Raw genomic sequence first — 16,127 nt, 5'->3', positions numbered from 1 at the left:
TCCGTTCAGTTCCGGACGCAGCCGCTCCGGCCCCGCTCATCCGTCGTCCGTTACCGCACGAACCGCTCGCGATATCCCTGCGGCGACACGCCGAGCACACGCACGAAACTGCGCCGCAGCGTCTCCTCGGAACCGAAGCCGCAACGCCCGGCGATCCGCTTGACGGGCCAGGCCGTTTCGCCGAGCAGGCGTTGCGCGGCTTCGACCCGGATCTGCTCGACCGCGCGCGCGGGCGTGCGGCCGGTTTCCGCACGATAGTGGCGCACGAAGCTGCGCTCGCTCATGCTCACGCGCTCGGCGAGCGCGGGCACCGACAGGTCGGCCGTCAGGTGCTCGGCCATCCATGCGTGCAGCTCGCCGAACCGGTCGGCGGTGCGCTGCATCGACAGCATCGTGCTGAACTGCGCCTGTCCGCCCGGACGCTTCAGGAACACGACGAGTTCGCGCGCGACGTCGAGCGCGGTCGCCCGCCCGAGATCCTCCTCGACCAGCGCGAGCGCGAGATCGATGCCGGCCGTCACGCCGGCCGACGTCCACAGCGCGCCTTCGCGGATGAAGATCGGATCCGGCTCGACGCGCACGTTCGGGTAGCGCGCCGCGAATTCGTCGCAGCGCGCCCAGTGCGTGACCGCGCGCCGCCCGTCGAGCAGGCCGGCCTCGGCGAGCAGGAACGCGCCGGTGCAGACCGACGCCACGCGCCGCGCGCGCCCGGCCTGCTGCCGCACCCAGCGCACCACCCGCGCGTCCTTCGACGCCGCATGCACGCCCTTGCCGCCGGCGACGATCAGCGTATCGGGATGGCGCGCGGCCGCGCGCAGCGACTCGGCCATCACGACGAGGCCCGACGACGTCTCGACGGGCCCCGCCTCGACGGCCACGACGCGCGGCGCATACGGCGCCGGCTGCCCGCGCTCCAGCGCGAGCTCGTTGACGGACGCGAACACCTGCAGCGGCCCCGTCACATCGAGCAGTTGCGCCCGGGGAAACGCGAGGACCAGGATCGAACGCGGGGCGGCGGCAGGCATGGCGATTGGCTGAAAACGTGGGTGATATGGCAATTTCGCCAAACACTACGCGCCTAGAATCGATCTGTCCATCCCGTGCCGAACGGCGCGTGTTCCCTTCCCTCTCGGAGCCTTCGCATGACCCTGCATATCGGCCTTCTCGTCTTTCCGGGCGTCCAGCAACTCGACCTCACCGGGCCGCACGACGTGCTCGCGTCGCTGCCGGACGCAGCCGTCCATCTGGTGTGGAAGTCGCGCGACGCGATCGCGTCGAGCAGCGGCCTCGCGCTCGCGCCGACCTGCACGTTCGACGACTGCCCGCCGCTCGACGTGATCTGCATCCCGGGCGGGATCGGCATCAACGAATTGCTGCTCGATGCCGAAACGATCGCGTTCGTGCAGCAGCGCGCGGCCACCGCGCGCTACGTGACGTCGGTCTGCACGGGCTCGCTGCTGCTCGGCGTGGCCGGCCTGCTGCGCGGGCGGCGCGCGACGACGCACTGGAGGTTCCACGCGCTGCTCGAACCGCTGGGTGCGATACCGGTGCGCGAGCGCGTCGTGCGCGACGGCAACCTGGTCACGGGCGGCGGCGTGACGGCCGGCATCGACTTCGCGCTGACGATCGCCGCGGAGCTGGTCGGCGACGAAGAAGCGCAGGCGATCCAGTTGCAGCTCGAATACGCGCCCGCACCGCCGTTCGACGCCGGCTCGCCCGACACCGCGCCGGCTGCGGTCGTGGCGCGCGTCACCGAACGTACGGCTGCCGGCTTCGCGAAGCGCAAGCAGATCGTCGAGCAGGCGCTGCGCGCAACGTCGCGCTGAGTGCGGATGTCGGGAAAATCACTGGAAAGCGGCGCACACGCGTGCTGGAGAACACCTCGATGAAGATCATCCGGAGCGCCACATTCACGGCGGAGCACGCGTGGGGCGCCCTCGACATCGCGAACCTGAACGGCATCACGGTCCGGCTGCACTGGACCGACCAGCCGTATCGCTGGCACGTGAACGACGGTGAGGAGGTGTTCGCGGTGCTCGATGGCCGCGTCGAGATGCGCTACCGCGAAGCAGGCGTCGAGCACGCGACGGTGCTCGAAACCGGCGACGTGTTCCACGCGACGGCCGGCACCGAGCACGTCGCGCATCCGCTCGGCGAAGCACGCATCCTCGTGATCGAGACCGAAGGCAGCGCCTGACGGCAGGCATCGGTGCATCGATGCCGCGCGGACGACGAACGCCTCCGCGCGGCGGCGGTCACCCCGAGATCGTCCCGGTGGCCTGCGATGCGATCAGTTTCGGCAGCGGCGTGCACTGGCACTGGCACAGGTCGTGTTCGAGCGCGACGACCTTGCCCATCACGGTCATCGTGCGCTCGCCGCCGTCCGACACGATCACGCCCGGCGACTTGCACGCCGCGCAGAACACGGACGCGCCGAGATACGCGAGTTCGCGCCCGTCGAACGACGAATTGGCGATCCCTTCGAGCACGACGCCGCCGTGATCGGTCGTGTCGCCCTTCAGAATGAATTTGCGGCTCATGATGTCGGTTCTTCCCTCGGAAACGCCGCGCAACGCAGTCGCGCACGGGCATCGTGAAACCGCCCGTCGGTTGCGGGCGTCCCGCGAGCATATCATCGCTCGCCGCGGCCGCAGCCTCGCCCCGATCGCGGTAGGGATGCCCATTACTGGACACCCCCCGCACAGATCCCGGCGTGCCCAATTCGGGCACCGGGCTCCTACCTTGAGTGTTTGACGGCGAACCGCCGATCCGGCCACGGGTGAAGGATTCGAGGTTGGGGTAGCCAGGCATCCGCGATCCGCTCGACCCGTGTCCACGTCATGTGATCCTTCTGGCTGCGGCGTCGAAGCGCACGCCGCCAGAGATCCACGACGTGGTAACGGAACGCGCCAAGTGCGCGTGAGTTCGTCGGTACCGCGTGGTACGCGAAGTAGCCGCGCACCACCTGACCAAGCCATTTCCCTTGCACAGGAATCGGTTCATGCATGCGCCGCCGTAGTTCCTCCTTGATTCCCCTGAGCTTCGCCCGCATGCGATCGCCCCGAGTCTTCCGCTGAAGCTGGAAGGCACCCCGGCGCGATCTGCCGCAGATAAAGATGAAGCCCAGAAAGGCAAAGGTCTCCGGCCGGCCAAGACCGCGGCTTTGGCGATTGGCCGCCGCATAGCGACCAAACTCCAGCAGCCTCGTCTTCTCCGGGTGTAACGCAAGCGCAAACTCGTCCAACCTCGAACGCATCGCATCCCAGAAGCGCCTCGCGTCGGCTTCGTGCTCGAAGCCGACCACGACATCATCCGCGTACCGCAGAATGATGACGTTGCCCTTGGCTTCTTGCCGTCGCCACCGATTGGCCCAGAGATCAAAGACGTAGTGCAGGTACACGTTCGCGAACAGCGGCGAAGCCACTGATCCCTGCGGAGTACCTGCCTCACTCACGCTCAACTCTCCGCCTTCTAGCACGCCCGCCTTGAGCCACTTGCGCACAAGACGGATGATGCGTTGGTCACCGATCCGGTGCTCGATGAATCGGATCAGCCATTCCTGACTGACCGAGTCGAAGAAGCTCTTGAGATCGGCGTCCAGAATCCAGTTCACCGGGGTGCGGGTGATCGCTGTCGCCAACGCGTCCAGCGCGTCGTGCTGACTGCGCCCGGGCCGGAACCCGTACGAGAATCCGAGGAAGTCCCCCTCGTAGATCGCGTTCAGCACTTCGACCACCGCGCGCTGGACGATCTTGTCCTCCAGGGCGGCAATCCCCAGCGGGCGCTGTTTGCCGTCCGGCTTCGGTATGTACTGCCGAAGAACGGGCAGTGCCCGATACGCTCCGCTGTGTACTTGCGCGTGCAGGCGCCGGAGATGGTCTTCCAGTCCTGCCTCGTAGTACCGCCACGTCATACCGTCCACCCCAGGGGCAGCATTGCGTTTGAGCGCAAGGAACGACGCCCTGAGGCGATCGATCGTGACGTGGTGCAGCAGCGCGGTGAACCGTTCCTTCTTCCGCTGCCTTGCAGCCTGCCGTACACGGTCCAGCCCCTGTGACACGCTTGCCCGGTTCTGCGCCCGGCACGTATGCGACTGACCCGTGTTCCTCTTGGTCCCCGCCCTTGGCTCCACCCGCTCCGCAGCCGGCTTCCCGGCCTTGTTCGCGGGCTTCGTCGCTACTATGGCAGAGTCTGACTTCTCCCGTCCGTTCATCATCGGCTACGGCTCCTCACCTTCCCGACGCGGACCAACCCGTGCTGCAGTTGGCCGAACGAGAGATCTCCCGGTTCCCGCGCAAAGAGCATCCGTACGTGCCAGGTTCTCCGACCACGCCGGGTCGTCGAGGCACTCGCGCTTACGCACCTCTTCATGTTGCCTTCCGCGTTCTGAACCGCGTCGGCACCCGGAATAACACAACTATCGCGGCTCAATGGCTGGCCCGCACGTTCCCCTACCGACGCTTCGCCGGCTGCCTCGCGGCGGCCGACGCACGGCTCGGGGCCAATGTGGTTCGCTACGCCTTCATCGCAGTGGACTTGCACCACCTGCTCCTTGCCGGTCTCCCGGCGCACTCAGAACTTGTGCCGCATGCCGAGCCGCGCCTCGAACTGGCGATCGTTCGCCGATGCGCCCGGGCCGTTGATCGCGGCGACGGCCGCCCGCCCCGTCGAATCGGTGCTCGACGCGCGCTGATAGACCGCGGTCAGGTACACGTCGGTACGCGTCGACAGGAAGTAGTCGAGCCCGGCCGCGACCTGGTGATACGTCGCGCTGTCACGGCCGTTCACGCCGCCGCCGCGCGTGTAGTCGTACGCGACGCCGCCGAACAGGTAGGGCGCGAACTGATAGCGCACGCTCGCCTCGACGTTGTTGAACACCGCGTTACCGGACACGCCGCCCGGGTTGGGCCCGGACGACAGGTCGCCCAGCCGGCGAAACGACGTGTTCGTATACATCGCGCCGAGCGTCACCGCGCCGAGCGCATAGGTGCCGCCCGCCGCCGCGACCTGCAGCGTGCGCGCCGACGCATAGCCCGAATAGACGGGCGACAGCATGTTGTTGCCGGGCACGCCGCCGACGACCGGCGCGGGGCTGCCCGTCGTGCCGAAGAACGACACGTTCGGGTTGCGCGCATTCAGGTAGCCGGCCGCGGCCGCGAGCGGCCCGCGCGTGTACGCCGCCGTCATCGACCATACCTGGTTGCGCGTCGCCGCGCCCGCGATGCCGCCGACGCCGTACATCGCCGCGACGCGGAACCCGCCGTAGTCGTTGCTCGTGAACTTGATCGCGTGGTTGGTCGAGTTCGCGTTGTTCACGTTGTCGAGATCGCCGGGGTGCGCAACCATGTAGCCGCCGAACAGCGCAGCCGCTTCGAGCGGCCCGAGCAAATCGACGTTGGTGTCGTACTGCCGCCCGAGCGTGACGGTGCCGAACGGCCCCGACAGCCCGACGAATGCCTTCTTGCCGAACATCAGCCCGCCCTGCCCGAGCTTGCCGGTGCTCGGATCGAAGCCGTTCTCGAGCGTGAAGACCGCCGCGAGCCCGCCGCCGAGATCCTCAGCGCCGCGCAGCCCCCAGCGGCTCGCCTGCTGCACGCCGCCGAGCATCCGCCACGCGGGCTTGCCGCTTACGGTGCCGTTGGCGCCCGTCATCGCGAGATTGCTCGTGTAGGTCAGCCCTTCGTCGATGATGCCGTACAGCGTCACGCTGCCCTGTGCATGCGCCGCACCCGCGATCAGCGCGACACCCGCGCCTGCCAACAGCCGTTTTTTCATCGGAAGGTCTCCATTGCGCGGGTCGAATGGCCAAACGCAGGCGTGCGCGTCCCCCGCAGGCGCGCGGCCTGCTCCGGTGGAAACCGGAACGGTCAGGAATGAATCGGGTCGACCAGTCGGCGCATCGCGCCGGCAGCGGCAGCGACAGCGACAGCGACAGCGACAGCGGCAGCGGCAGCGGCAGCGGCAGCGGCAGCGGGCGGTAACCGGCGGCGGCCGGACGCGACCTCGTACGCGTGGCCGACCTGCAGCACGCTCCACTGCTCGCGATAACGGCCGCGGATCTGCATGCCGATCTGCATGCCGGTCGCGCCGATGCCGCGCGGCACCGACAGGAGCGGCGCCTCGATCGACGGGTGGGCCATGACGCCGGCGGGCGCGGACGAAAACGAAACGGTGGCCGTCATACGGTTCGGCACGAAGTGGAAAGAACGAAGCGCCTGCCGTCACGCATCGTGGCCGCTGCGATCCGACGCGAATGCGAGCGCGACGAGCGACAGCACGCCGCAGACGATCACGTACCACGCCGGCGCCGCGGGGTTACCGGTCGCGCCGATCATCCACGTGACGATGAACTGCGCGAAGCCGCCGAAGATCGACACGCCGCCCGCATACGCGATCGACAGCGCGGTTGCCCGCGTGCTCTTCGGGAACAGCTCGGCGAGGATCACGCCGTTCGCGCCCGCGTTGATCGAGTGCAGCGCGGCGAGCAGCATCACGACCGCATACAGCGTCGCGATCGACGGCACCGCGCGGATCAGCCAGAACCCCGGCAGGACCAGCACGGTCAGCGCGATGCGCGACCACAGCGCGACGCGCTTGCTGCCGGTGCGGTCCGACAGCCGCCCGCCGAGCGGCGCGGCGACGAACATCACCGCGCCGGACAGGATCCCGCACCACAGCGCGGTATCCATCGGCAGGTGCAGTTCCCTGATCGCATACGTCGACATGTAATACAGCACGATGAAGTGCGCGGCCGTGCCGCCGATCACGAGGCCGAGCGCGATCAGCACCGCACGGCCGTCGCGCCGCAGCACCGTGCCGAGCACCGCGGACGGACGCCGCGCGGCCGCGGCCGGCGCGTGCTGCTCGATCGCATTGAAGCGCGCGCGCAGATAGAGGCCGACCGGCGCAATCAGCACGCCGAGCAGGAACGGCACGCGCCAGCCCCACGATTCGAGCGCCGCCGGTTCGAGGAAATACGACAGCAGGAAGCCGACGAACGAGCCGGCCAGCGCCGCGGCGCCCTGGCTCGCGAACTGCCAGCTCGTGTAGTAGCCGCGCTCGCCCGGCGGCGCGCGCTCGGCGAGCAGCGACGTCGATACGCCGACCTCGCCGCCGGCCGAAAAGCCCTGCAGCAGCCGCGCGACGACCACCAGCACGGGCGCCGCGATGCCGATCTGCGCATAGGTCGGCAGCACGCCGATCATCCCGGTGCCGATCGCCATCGTGACGAGCGTGAGGTTCATCGCCGGCACGCGGCCGAAGCGATCGGCGACGAGCCCGATCACGACGCCGCCGACCGGCCGCGCGATGAAGCCGACACCGAAGGTCGCGACCGACATCAGCAATTGCTGCTGGGCGGACACCGCGGGAAAAAACAGTTTGCCGAGCAGCACCGCGAAAAAGCTGAACACGGTGAGATCGAAGAATTCGAGGCCGTTGCCGATCGTGATTGCGACGATCAGCCGACGATTGGACGGGGATGCGGCAACGTCGCCGACATGCCCGCCGAGCATGCTGTCCGCTCGGGGCGCCTTCATGAAGGTGTGTCTCCGTACTGGTTGTGCGTCTCGTGTGCGCAGCCGGTTCGGCGGCCCGCGCATGCAGTCTAGACATTCAAGACACATCCCCCGGAGCGACATTTTTCGATCGTGATAACGCACGGTTATCACGTATTTTTCCCGGCGCCATCGCAGGTAGGATACGAGCGTCGCAACCGCCGCCGCGCCCCGCCACGCCACGCCGTGAAACACCATCAGCTCCGGGCGCTTACCGCCATCGCCGAACACGGCAGCCTGCGCGCGGCCGCACGCGCGATCCATCTGTCGCAGCCCGCGCTGACGAAGGCGATCCGCGAACTCGAACTCGATCTCGGCGTGCCGCTCGTCACGCGCAATGCGCGCGGCGCACAGCTCACCCGCTTCGGGCAGGCCGTCTATGCGCGCGCCCGGCTGATCCTCGCGGAAATGCAGCACGCGCGCGACGACGTGATCCAGTTGTCGGGCGGCACGGGAGGCGCGCTCGCCTGCGCGCTGACGCCGCTGATCTCGCTCGGCTTCCTGCCGGCCGCGCTCGACGCGTTCCGCCAGCGGATGCCGGCCATTCGCCTCGACGTGCGCGAAGGGTTTCTCGACACGGCGCTGCCGCGCCTGCGCGACGGCTCGCTCGATTTCGTGATCGCGATCGTCGACGCGGCGCGGCTGTCGCCCGAATTCACGTTCCGGCCGCTGCTCGAATCGGAGCTGATCCTGATGACGCGCGCGAGCAATCCGCTGCGTCATTGCACGTCGCTCGCGCAACTGCAGGCGGCGCAGTGGATCCTCAACACGTCGCCGGAAAGCATCGGCCGGCTGCTGCAGGACGTATTCGTCGCGCACGGCTATCCGGCGCCGCAGCCGATCGTCGAATGCACGTCGTTCAGCGCGGCGTTTTCGCTGTCGGTGCATACCGACACCGTGTCGTGCGTGCCCCAAAGCTTCATGGCAATCGACTGGATTCGCGAACGGATGGTCGCGATCGACGTGGCGGAAACGATTCCCGCCGTGTCGGTCGGCGTACTCACGCGCCGCGACGCGTTGAACACGGTGGCCTGCGACTACCTGATTCACTGCTTCGCCGAGGCCGTGCGGCGGCACGATCGCGCGAAGCTGCTATGGCGATAGGGACGCGTCTCGTTCGCTTCAAATCGCGTCGATAAAACCGCACGCGTTCACTTAAATATCGACCAATATTTTCGTACAATTACTAAATACAAATTCCGCAAAAAGGATTAAAGGACAAATCAATGTGCGACGGGCAACATGCGCTTCAAACCCACCATTCTGGGACCTTTCGCACACCAGATAAATATTCGATTCCATAATAATCATTCGCCTAAACGAGTCGTTCAAGTCATCAAATCGATAGATAGAATTCAATTGTTACTTTCTCTTTATCGATAAAAAAATGGACGAACTCCTACCGATGCGGTTATTTGTCAAGGTCGCCGAACTGCACAGTTTTGCGCGCGCGGCCACGGAACTGAACATCTCCAATTCGTCGGCCACCCGGCTCGTCATGGGCATCGAGGACCGGCTCGGCGCACGCCTGCTGAATCGCACGACCCGCAGTTTGTCGCTGACCGACGCGGGCCACCTCTATCTGGCGCAGATCCGTCACGTGATCGAGGAAATCGACCGGGTCGAGGAAACGATCGCATCGATGCACCACGAGCCGATCGGATCGCTGAAAATCGCCGCGCCGGTCATGTTCGGCATGCACGTGCTCGCGCCGGCCATCGACGCGTTCAAGGCACGCCATCCGGCCATCGTGCCCGAAGTCACGATCGTGGACCGTCACGTCGACCTCGTCTCCGAGGGCTTCGACCTCGGGCTGCTGCTGTCCCAGCACATCAGCAACAACACCCTCGTGAAGCGCCCGCTCTCGCGAATCCACCGGATCGTCTGCGCTGCGCCACACTATGTCGAACGACATGGCGCGCCGGCCCATCCGCACGATCTCGCGTCGCATGCGTGTCTCGCGTTCCATGCCGATTTCGCCGGCGAATACCTGTCGTTCGACCACGAACAGACGCGCATTACCGTGCGGCCCAACAAGTCCGCGTCGTCGAACAACATCGGACTGCTGCGCAACTGGACGCTGTCGGGCATGGGCATCGCGGTCCTGCCCGACTTCCTCGTCCAGCCGGATCTCGATACAGGCCGATTGATCGCGCTGCTTCCGGGCTATCTGCTGGAGGAACTCGAGATGAATGTCGCGTACCCGAGCCGGCGGCACTTTCCGCGCAAGGCCCGGCTTTTCGTCGATCACCTGATCGACCATTTCGTCAGTTGAATGAGCCGTGGAATCGCGCACCATTTTTTCACGCCGACTCACCGCTGCCCGCTCGACCCTCGCATGGCCGTGGCGGCGCGCCGGCAGGCGCTCCGACGGCCGTTGGCCCGTCGCCCGGCTGGCCTGGGCACGCCTGTTGCGCCGGCGCATCTCGGTAGTCAACCGCTCTTGGCAGCCCGCCGCGGAGGACTACACTAATCCTTAATGGGGTGCGGCCGGATAACCGCGTCCCTCAGGGAGACGCCGCCATGAATCGGCCGCTGAATCGTATCCTGCCGCGCGTGACCGGTGCCGCATCGGTCTGGACGTGGGTCAAGTGGTCTTTGCTCGCCGCACTGCTGATCGCGGTGGCGATCGTCGCGCGGCTCGTGCAGACCGAGATCGAAACGTCCCGGCTGCAGGCGCGCTACCTGTCCGAGCTCACCCGCGACGTCGGCTACACGGTCGAGGCGGGGCCGAGCGATCACATCCGCTTCCCCGCGAACGGCCCGTACGACCAGCGCTTCGGCTACGCGATGATTCCCGCGTTCCAGCAGCGGCTGCTCGCGCGCGGCTTCGTCGTCAGCGAACAGGCGCGCGATTCGCAGCGGATGCTGTCGCTCGGTCAGCGCGGGCTGTTCCTTCCTTACGAAGAGAAAGACCAGACTGGCCTGATGCTGTTCGATTCGACCGGCTCGCCGCTGTTCGCGACCGTGTTCCCGCAGCGCGTCTATGCCGACTTCGACACGGTACCGCGCGTGATCACCGATTCGCTGCTGTTCATCGAGGATCGCTACCTGCTCGATGCGAACGAGCCGAACCGCAACCCGGCACTCGACTGGGGGCGCTTCGGCCGCGCGCTCGCCGACCAGGCGCTGCACGTCGTCAACCGCCACCAGGCGCGCCCGGGCGGCAGCACGCTCGCGACGCAGATCGAGAAGTTCCGCCATTCGCCCGAGGGCCGCACCGCGACGCCGCCCGAGAAGCTGCGGCAGATCGCCTCCGCGTCGGTGCGCGCCTACCTGAACGGCCCGCAGACGATGCTCGCGCGCCGCACGATCGTGGTGCGCTACCTGAATTCGGTGCCGCTCGCCGCGCGGCCGCACGTGGGCGAAATCACCGGCATCGGCGACGGTCTCGCCGCGTGGTACGGCCGCGACTTCAACGACGTGAACCGCGTGCTGTCCGCGCCGACCACCGGCGACAACGTCGACCAGCAGGGCAAGACGTTCCGCGAGGTGTTGTCGCTGCTGATCGCGCAGCGCGCGCCATCGTACTTCCTCAATCGCGGCTATCCGGCGCTGCAGAAGCTGACCGACAGCTACCTGCGGCTGCTGTCGAACGGCGGCGTGATCTCGCCCGCGCTGCGCGATGCCGCGCTCGCCGCGCAGATCGAACGCAGCGCGCCGCCGCCGGCCCCGCGCGTGCAGTCGTTCGTGTCGCGCAAGGCCGTCACCTCCGCGCGCGCGTCGCTGCTGTCGGCGCTCGGCATCAGCGACCTGTACCAGCTCGACCAGCTCGACCTCCAGGCCACCAGCACCCTCGACAACGGCGTGCAGCAGGCGGTCGCCGAGCGGCTCGCGCGGGCGTCGACGCGCGACGGCGCGCAGGCCGCCGGCCTGTATGGTTTCGAGATGCTCGCGCCGAAGGACGACCCGTCGCACCTCACGTACAGCTTCACGCTGTACGAGCACCGCAACGGCGCGAACCTGCTGCGCGTGCAGACCGACAGCGTGAACCAGCCGTTCGACGTGAATCGCGGCGGCCGCATCAACCTCGGCTCGACCGCGAAGCTGCGCACGCTGATCACGTACCTGCAGATCGTCGCCGACCTGCATGCGCGTTATGCGAACCTGTCGAACGCGGAGCTGGCGCGCGTGAAGCCCGATCCGATCGACGCTCTGTCGCGCTGGGCGCTCGACTACCTGTCGCATACGCGCGAACGCTCGCTGCAGGCGATGCTCGATGCAGCCGTCGAACGCAAGTATTCGGCGAGCCCGGACGTGTTCTACACGGGCGGCGGCGCGCAGGTGTTCTCCAACTTCGAGAAGTCGGACAACGGCCGCATCCTGACGCTGCATGCGGCGTTCGAGCACTCGGTGAACCTCGTGTTCGTGCGGCTGATGCGCGACATCGTCCACTACGAGACACTGCAGGCGGCCGGCCCGTCGTCGTCGTGGCTCAACGATCCCGCGCAGCGCCAGCATTACCTCCAGCAATTCGTCGACGGCGAAAGCCAGGTCTACGTGAAGCGCTACTACACGCGCTATGCGGGCAAGTCGCCCGACGACGCGCTCGCGCTGATGCTGCGCGACGTACGCAAGTCGCCGCCGAAGATCGCGACGGTGCTGCGCAGCGTCGCGCCGAACGAATCGCTCGCGTGGTTCGATGCGCAGATGCGCGCGCAACTGAAAGGCACGCCGGCCGCGACGCTGTCCGACGACGATCTCGCCGCGCTCTATGCGAAGTACGCGATCGACCGCTTCAACCTCAACGACCGCGGCTATATCGCGAGCGTCCATCCGCTCGCGCTGTGGACGCTCAACTACCTGCGCGCGCACCCGGGCGCCGCGCTCGCCGACGTTCAGCGCGACAGCCGCGATGCGCGTTTCTACACGTATTCGTGGCTGTACAAGACCCGCTACCACGCGACGCAGGACCGGCGCATCCGCCGCATGGTCGAGCTGCGCGCGTATGCGGAGATCACGAAGTCGTGGCGCGCGCTCGGCTACCCGTTCGCCGAAGTGACGCCGTCCTATGCGGCCGCGATCGGCGCATCGGGCGACCAGCCCGACGCGCTCGCGAAATTGATCGGCCTGATCGCGGACGGCGGCCAGAAGGCGCCGACCGAGACGATCACGCGGCTCGATTTCGCGAAGGGCACGCCGTACGAAACCCGCTTCGTGCGCGCGGCCGCGCAGCCGCAGCCGATGCTGGCGCCGGAGATCGTCAACGTGACGCACACGCTGCTGCGCGACGTCGTGCTCCACGGCACCGCGCGCCGCCTCGCGGGCGGGCTCACGCTGCCGGACGGCAAGACGCTCGACGTGTACGGCAAGACGGGGACGGGCGACCAGCGCTTCAACGTCTATGCACGCGGCGCGCGGCTGATCGAGTCGCGCAAGGTCAACCGCAGCGGCACCTTCGTGTTCGTGATCGGCGACCGGTTCTTCGGCGTGCTGACGGCGACCGCACACGAGCCGTATGCGGCGCGCTACGACTTCACGAGCGCGATGGCCGTGCAGTTGCTGAAGTCGATGGCGCCGGCGCTCGCGCCGCTGATCGAACGCCCGGCCGACGCCGGCACGCGCACCGCGGGGCCCGCACCGCAGGCGGAAACGCCGGCGCCGAACGCGGCCGCCGTGCAACCGTCGTAATCCGATTGCGGCGCGCAGGCGCCCGCACCGACGCGCCGCTCAGCGCGAGCGGCCGTCGTAGTGCGTGACGGGCAGCGCGTCGAGGTCGACGCCCTCGAGGCAGCGCACGTTGATCGCTGCCATCGCGGTGCCCTTCGGATCGACGCCTTCGCCGAATGCATGAATCCCGCAGCGCTTGCAGAAGCGATGCCGGATCACGTGCTTGTTGAACATGTAGGTCGCTAGATTCTCGTCGGGCGTCAGCAGCTTCATGTGGTCGCGCGGCACGAACCACATCAGCGCACCCTTGCGCTGGCAGATCGAGCAGTTGCACGCCATCACGCCCTGCAGGTCGCCTTCCGCCTCGAACGTCACGTCTCCACAATGACAGCTTCCGCGATAAAGCATGGTCGTCTCCCGGTGCAGCCCGTGCGCATCGCCGGCGCCCGGGCGGGACGCCGTTGGCCGGGCCGATCCAAACGCGTACAGTAGCGCTCGCATGCGCCGCACGCAATGTCCGGGCGGCGCCCATCCCCACCGACCCAGGAGACCGTCATGCTCGAACTACGCCCCGGCTGCGAATGCTGCGACAAGGACCTGCCGCCCGATTCGGCGGAAGCGCGCATCTGTACATTTGAGTGTACGTTTTGCGCGACCTGCGCGGACGACGTGCTGAAGGGCCGATGCCCGAACTGCGGCGGCGACCTGGTCGCGCGCCCGCGGCGACCGGCGAGCCTGCTCGCGAAGTATCCGCCGTCGACGGAACGCATCCACAAGCCGGGCGGCTGCGCGAACGCCTGACGGCGCGGCACCCGCCCGCCCGTTCCCGTCACGACATCTCGATCCGCGCGCGCGTCACCGCGAGCAGCGTTGCCATCGCGCGGCGCGCGCCGTCCTGGTCGCGCACGCGGATCGCATCGCTGACGGCCGTATGCTCGGCGAGCGACGCGTTGTACACGTCCGCCCGACGCGCGTTCAACTGCAGTTGCGCCTCGAGCGTGCGATCGATCAGTGCGCCGAGCGGCACCAGCAGCTCGTTGCCGCCGGCCTCCAGCACGCTCAGGTGAAAACGCAGGTCGGCGCGCACCCATTCGTCGACGTTGCGCGCGGCGGCCATCGCGCGCGCCGCGCCCTCGATCGCGTCGAACGCGTCGGGTGTATGGGTACGCGCGGCCAGCGCGGCCGCGTACGGCTCGATCATCTCGCGCATCTCCTGCAGCTTCAGCGCGAACGCGAGCGGCGGCGCGACGCGCGCATACCAGTCGAGCAGATCGGCATCGAGCAGGTTCCACGCACGGCGCGGCCGCACGCGCGTGCCGACTTTCGGCCGCGATTCGACCAGCCCCTTCGACGTCAGCGTGCGCAGCGCCTCGCGCATCACCGTACGGCTCACGCCGTACATCTCCATCAGGTCGGGTTCCCTCGGCAGCAGCGATTCGGGCGGATAGTCGCCGCGCAGGATCGCCGTCGCGAGCCGGAAGGCCGTCTGTCCATGCAGGTCGCGTTGAATGATCGTTCTCCGTTGCGCCGGCATGCCGGCTGCCCACTATCTGCACAATAGTGCTATTAATACTATTTTTTATCGGGCTACGCTAGGATAACCGTGAAAGCACGCGACCGTGCGCCGCGCCCGAGCGCCCGCGCCGGTCAACCATGGAGACTCGCATCGTGAAAATCACCCGCCTCGAAACTTTCGTCGTGCCGCCCCGCTGGCTGTTCCTCAAGATCGAAACCGACGAGGGTATCGTCGGCTGGGGCGAGCCGGTCGTCGAAGGCCGCGCGCACACGGTCGAGGCCGCCGTGCAAGAGCTGGCCGACTACCTCGTCGGCCGCGACCCGCTCCTGATCGAGGATCACTGGCAGGTGATGTACCGCGCGGGCTTCTACCGCGGCGGCCCGATCATGATGAGCGCGATCGCGGGCGTCGACCAGGCGCTGTGGGACATCAAGGGCAAGCATCACGGCGTGCCGGTGCACGCGCTGCTGGGCGGCCAGGTGCGCGACCGCATCAAGGTGTATTCGTGGATCGGCGGCGACCGGCCGAGCGACGTCGCGAACAATGCACGCGCGGTCGTCGAGCGCGGCTTCAAGGCCGTGAAGATGAACGGCTCCGAAGAGCTGCAGATCGTCGACACCTACGACAAGGTCGAGCAGGTGATCGCGAACGTCGCGGCGGTGCGCGACGCGGTCGGCCCGCACGTCGGGATCGGCGTCGACTTCCACGGCCGCGTGCACAAGCCGATGGCGAAGGTGCTCGCGAAGGAGCTCGATCCGTACAAGCTGATGTTCATCGAGGAGCCGGTGCTGTCGGAGAACGCCGAGGCGCTGCGCGACATCGTCAACCAGACCAACACGCCGATCGCGCTCGGCGAACGGCTGTACTCGCGCTGGGACTTCAAGCACATCCTCGCGGGCGGCTACGTCGACATCATCCAGCCGGACGCATCGCACGCGGGCGGCATCACCGAGTGCCGCAAGATCGCGACGCTCGCGGAAAGCTACGACGTCGCGCTCGCGCTGCACTGTCCGCTTGGGCCCATCGCGCTCGCCGCGTGCCTGCAGCTCGACGCGGTCAGCTACAACGCGTTCATCCAGGAACAGAGCCTCGGCATCCACTACAACCAGGGCAACGACCTGCTCGACTACCTGCGCAACCCCGAGGTGTTCCGCTACGAAGACGGCTTCGTCGCGATCCCGCAGGGCCCGGGGCTCGGCATCGACGTGAACGAGGAGAAGGTGCGCGAGATGGCGAAGACGGGCCATCGCTGGCGCAACCCGGTGTGGCGCCACGCGGACGGCAGCGTCGCCGAGTGGTGATGAAGGGGTGAGACGAGCCGGGATGCGCGACGATCACGCCGCGCACCGGCTTCGGCACACGGCCGCCCGACAGGCGGCCGTTTTTGCTTCTGCGATCCGCGGGGCGTCGACAGGGAGCGTCGCTACCCTGCCCCGCACGGCCTC

At 67.6% G+C, this 16,127-nt stretch carries 15 protein-coding genes; 7 read left to right on the top strand and 8 right to left on the bottom strand.

What is annotated here, in order from left to right; translation table 11 throughout:
• Window positions 1-50: 50 nt before the first annotated feature.
• The gene (locus HWX03_RS16750) at window positions 51-1,025 is read right to left on the bottom strand and encodes a GlxA family transcriptional regulator (RefSeq protein ID WP_175871914.1); all 975 of its coding nucleotides are present in this window, start codon (window positions 1,023-1,025) and stop codon (window positions 51-53) included.
• A gap of 117 nt (window positions 1,026-1,142) precedes the next feature.
• Here HWX03_RS16750 and HWX03_RS16745 point away from each other — a divergent pair, with 117 nt between their 5' ends.
• Both HWX03_RS16745 and HWX03_RS16740 read left to right on the top strand, forming a co-directional pair.
• Window positions 1,143-1,826 carry a DJ-1/PfpI family protein gene (locus HWX03_RS16745; RefSeq protein WP_174389792.1) on the top strand — a complete coding sequence of 228 codons (684 nt, stop codon included), beginning with the start codon at window positions 1,143-1,145 and terminating at the stop codon, window positions 1,824-1,826.
• A 59-nt stretch (window positions 1,827-1,885) separates the two neighbouring features.
• Window positions 1,886-2,197: a cupin domain-containing protein gene (locus HWX03_RS16740; protein WP_175871913.1), complete on the top strand. Its 312-nt coding sequence runs from the start codon at window positions 1,886-1,888 to the stop codon at window positions 2,195-2,197.
• A 58-nt stretch (window positions 2,198-2,255) separates the two neighbouring features.
• On the opposite strand, the gene HWX03_RS16735 is transcribed toward HWX03_RS16740, so the two are convergent.
• The 5 genes from HWX03_RS16735 to HWX03_RS16715 form a co-directional block, all read right to left on the bottom strand.
• Entirely contained in the window at window positions 2,256-2,540 is a 285-nt protein-coding gene (locus HWX03_RS16735; RefSeq protein WP_174389790.1) for a PAAR domain-containing protein, read from the bottom strand.
• 197 nt (window positions 2,541-2,737) lie between these two features.
• Entirely contained in the window at window positions 2,738-4,216 is a 1,479-nt protein-coding gene (ltrA, locus tag HWX03_RS16730; RefSeq protein ID WP_175871912.1) for a group II intron reverse transcriptase/maturase, read from the bottom strand.
• Window positions 4,217-4,572: 356 nt separating this feature from the next.
• Window positions 4,573-5,775 (bottom strand): porin, encoded by a 1,203-nt coding sequence (locus HWX03_RS16725; RefSeq protein WP_175871911.1) that lies wholly within the window; start codon window positions 5,773-5,775, stop codon window positions 4,573-4,575.
• Between the two features lie 92 nt (window positions 5,776-5,867).
• Window positions 5,868-6,182: a hypothetical protein gene (locus HWX03_RS16720; protein WP_175871910.1), complete on the bottom strand. Its 315-nt coding sequence runs from the start codon at window positions 6,180-6,182 to the stop codon at window positions 5,868-5,870.
• Window positions 6,183-6,221: 39 nt separating this feature from the next.
• Window positions 6,222-7,538 (bottom strand): MFS transporter, encoded by a 1,317-nt coding sequence (locus tag HWX03_RS16715; RefSeq protein WP_175871909.1) that lies wholly within the window; start codon window positions 7,536-7,538, stop codon window positions 6,222-6,224.
• 204 nt (window positions 7,539-7,742) lie between these two features.
• Between HWX03_RS16715 and HWX03_RS16710 the strand changes: the two genes are divergently transcribed.
• From HWX03_RS16710 to HWX03_RS16700, 3 genes are all read left to right on the top strand, one after another.
• On the top strand, window positions 7,743-8,660 hold the full coding sequence (locus HWX03_RS16710) for a LysR substrate-binding domain-containing protein (RefSeq protein WP_175822435.1): 918 nt from the start codon (window positions 7,743-7,745) through the stop codon (window positions 8,658-8,660).
• A 283-nt stretch (window positions 8,661-8,943) separates the two neighbouring features.
• A complete protein-coding gene (locus tag HWX03_RS16705; RefSeq protein WP_175822436.1) occupies window positions 8,944-9,831 on the top strand; it encodes a LysR family transcriptional regulator in 888 nt (295 codons plus the stop codon).
• Between the two features lie 248 nt (window positions 9,832-10,079).
• Entirely contained in the window at window positions 10,080-13,187 is a 3,108-nt protein-coding gene (locus HWX03_RS16700) for a transglycosylase domain-containing protein (protein WP_175871908.1), read from the top strand.
• Window positions 13,188-13,226: 39 nt separating this feature from the next.
• On the opposite strand, the gene HWX03_RS16695 is transcribed toward HWX03_RS16700, so the two are convergent.
• Window positions 13,227-13,574: a GFA family protein gene (locus HWX03_RS16695; protein ID WP_175871907.1), complete on the bottom strand. Its 348-nt coding sequence runs from the start codon at window positions 13,572-13,574 to the stop codon at window positions 13,227-13,229.
• 147 nt (window positions 13,575-13,721) lie between these two features.
• Here HWX03_RS16695 and HWX03_RS16690 point away from each other — a divergent pair, with 147 nt between their 5' ends.
• A complete protein-coding gene (locus tag HWX03_RS16690) occupies window positions 13,722-13,967 on the top strand; it encodes a DUF1272 domain-containing protein (RefSeq protein ID WP_006483256.1) in 246 nt (81 codons plus the stop codon).
• Between the two features lie 28 nt (window positions 13,968-13,995).
• Here the strand turns inward: HWX03_RS16690 and HWX03_RS16685 are convergent, their stop codons facing one another.
• Complete coding sequence (locus HWX03_RS16685) at window positions 13,996-14,700, bottom strand: FadR/GntR family transcriptional regulator (RefSeq protein ID WP_175871906.1); 705 nt, start codon at window positions 14,698-14,700, stop codon at window positions 13,996-13,998.
• 134 nt (window positions 14,701-14,834) lie between these two features.
• Between HWX03_RS16685 and dgoD the strand changes: the two genes are divergently transcribed.
• On the top strand, window positions 14,835-15,983 hold the full coding sequence (gene dgoD / locus HWX03_RS16680; RefSeq protein ID WP_021160175.1) for a galactonate dehydratase: 1,149 nt from the start codon (window positions 14,835-14,837) through the stop codon (window positions 15,981-15,983).
• The last annotated feature ends 144 nt before the right edge of the window (window positions 15,984-16,127 follow it).

The sequence above is a fragment of the Burkholderia sp. BCC0397 genome, from assembly GCF_902832865.1.
Lineage (GTDB): Bacteria > Pseudomonadota > Gammaproteobacteria > Burkholderiales > Burkholderiaceae > Burkholderia.
Note: the sequence above shows the minus strand (reverse complement) of the source record. Positions and strands in the feature narration are given on the sequence as shown.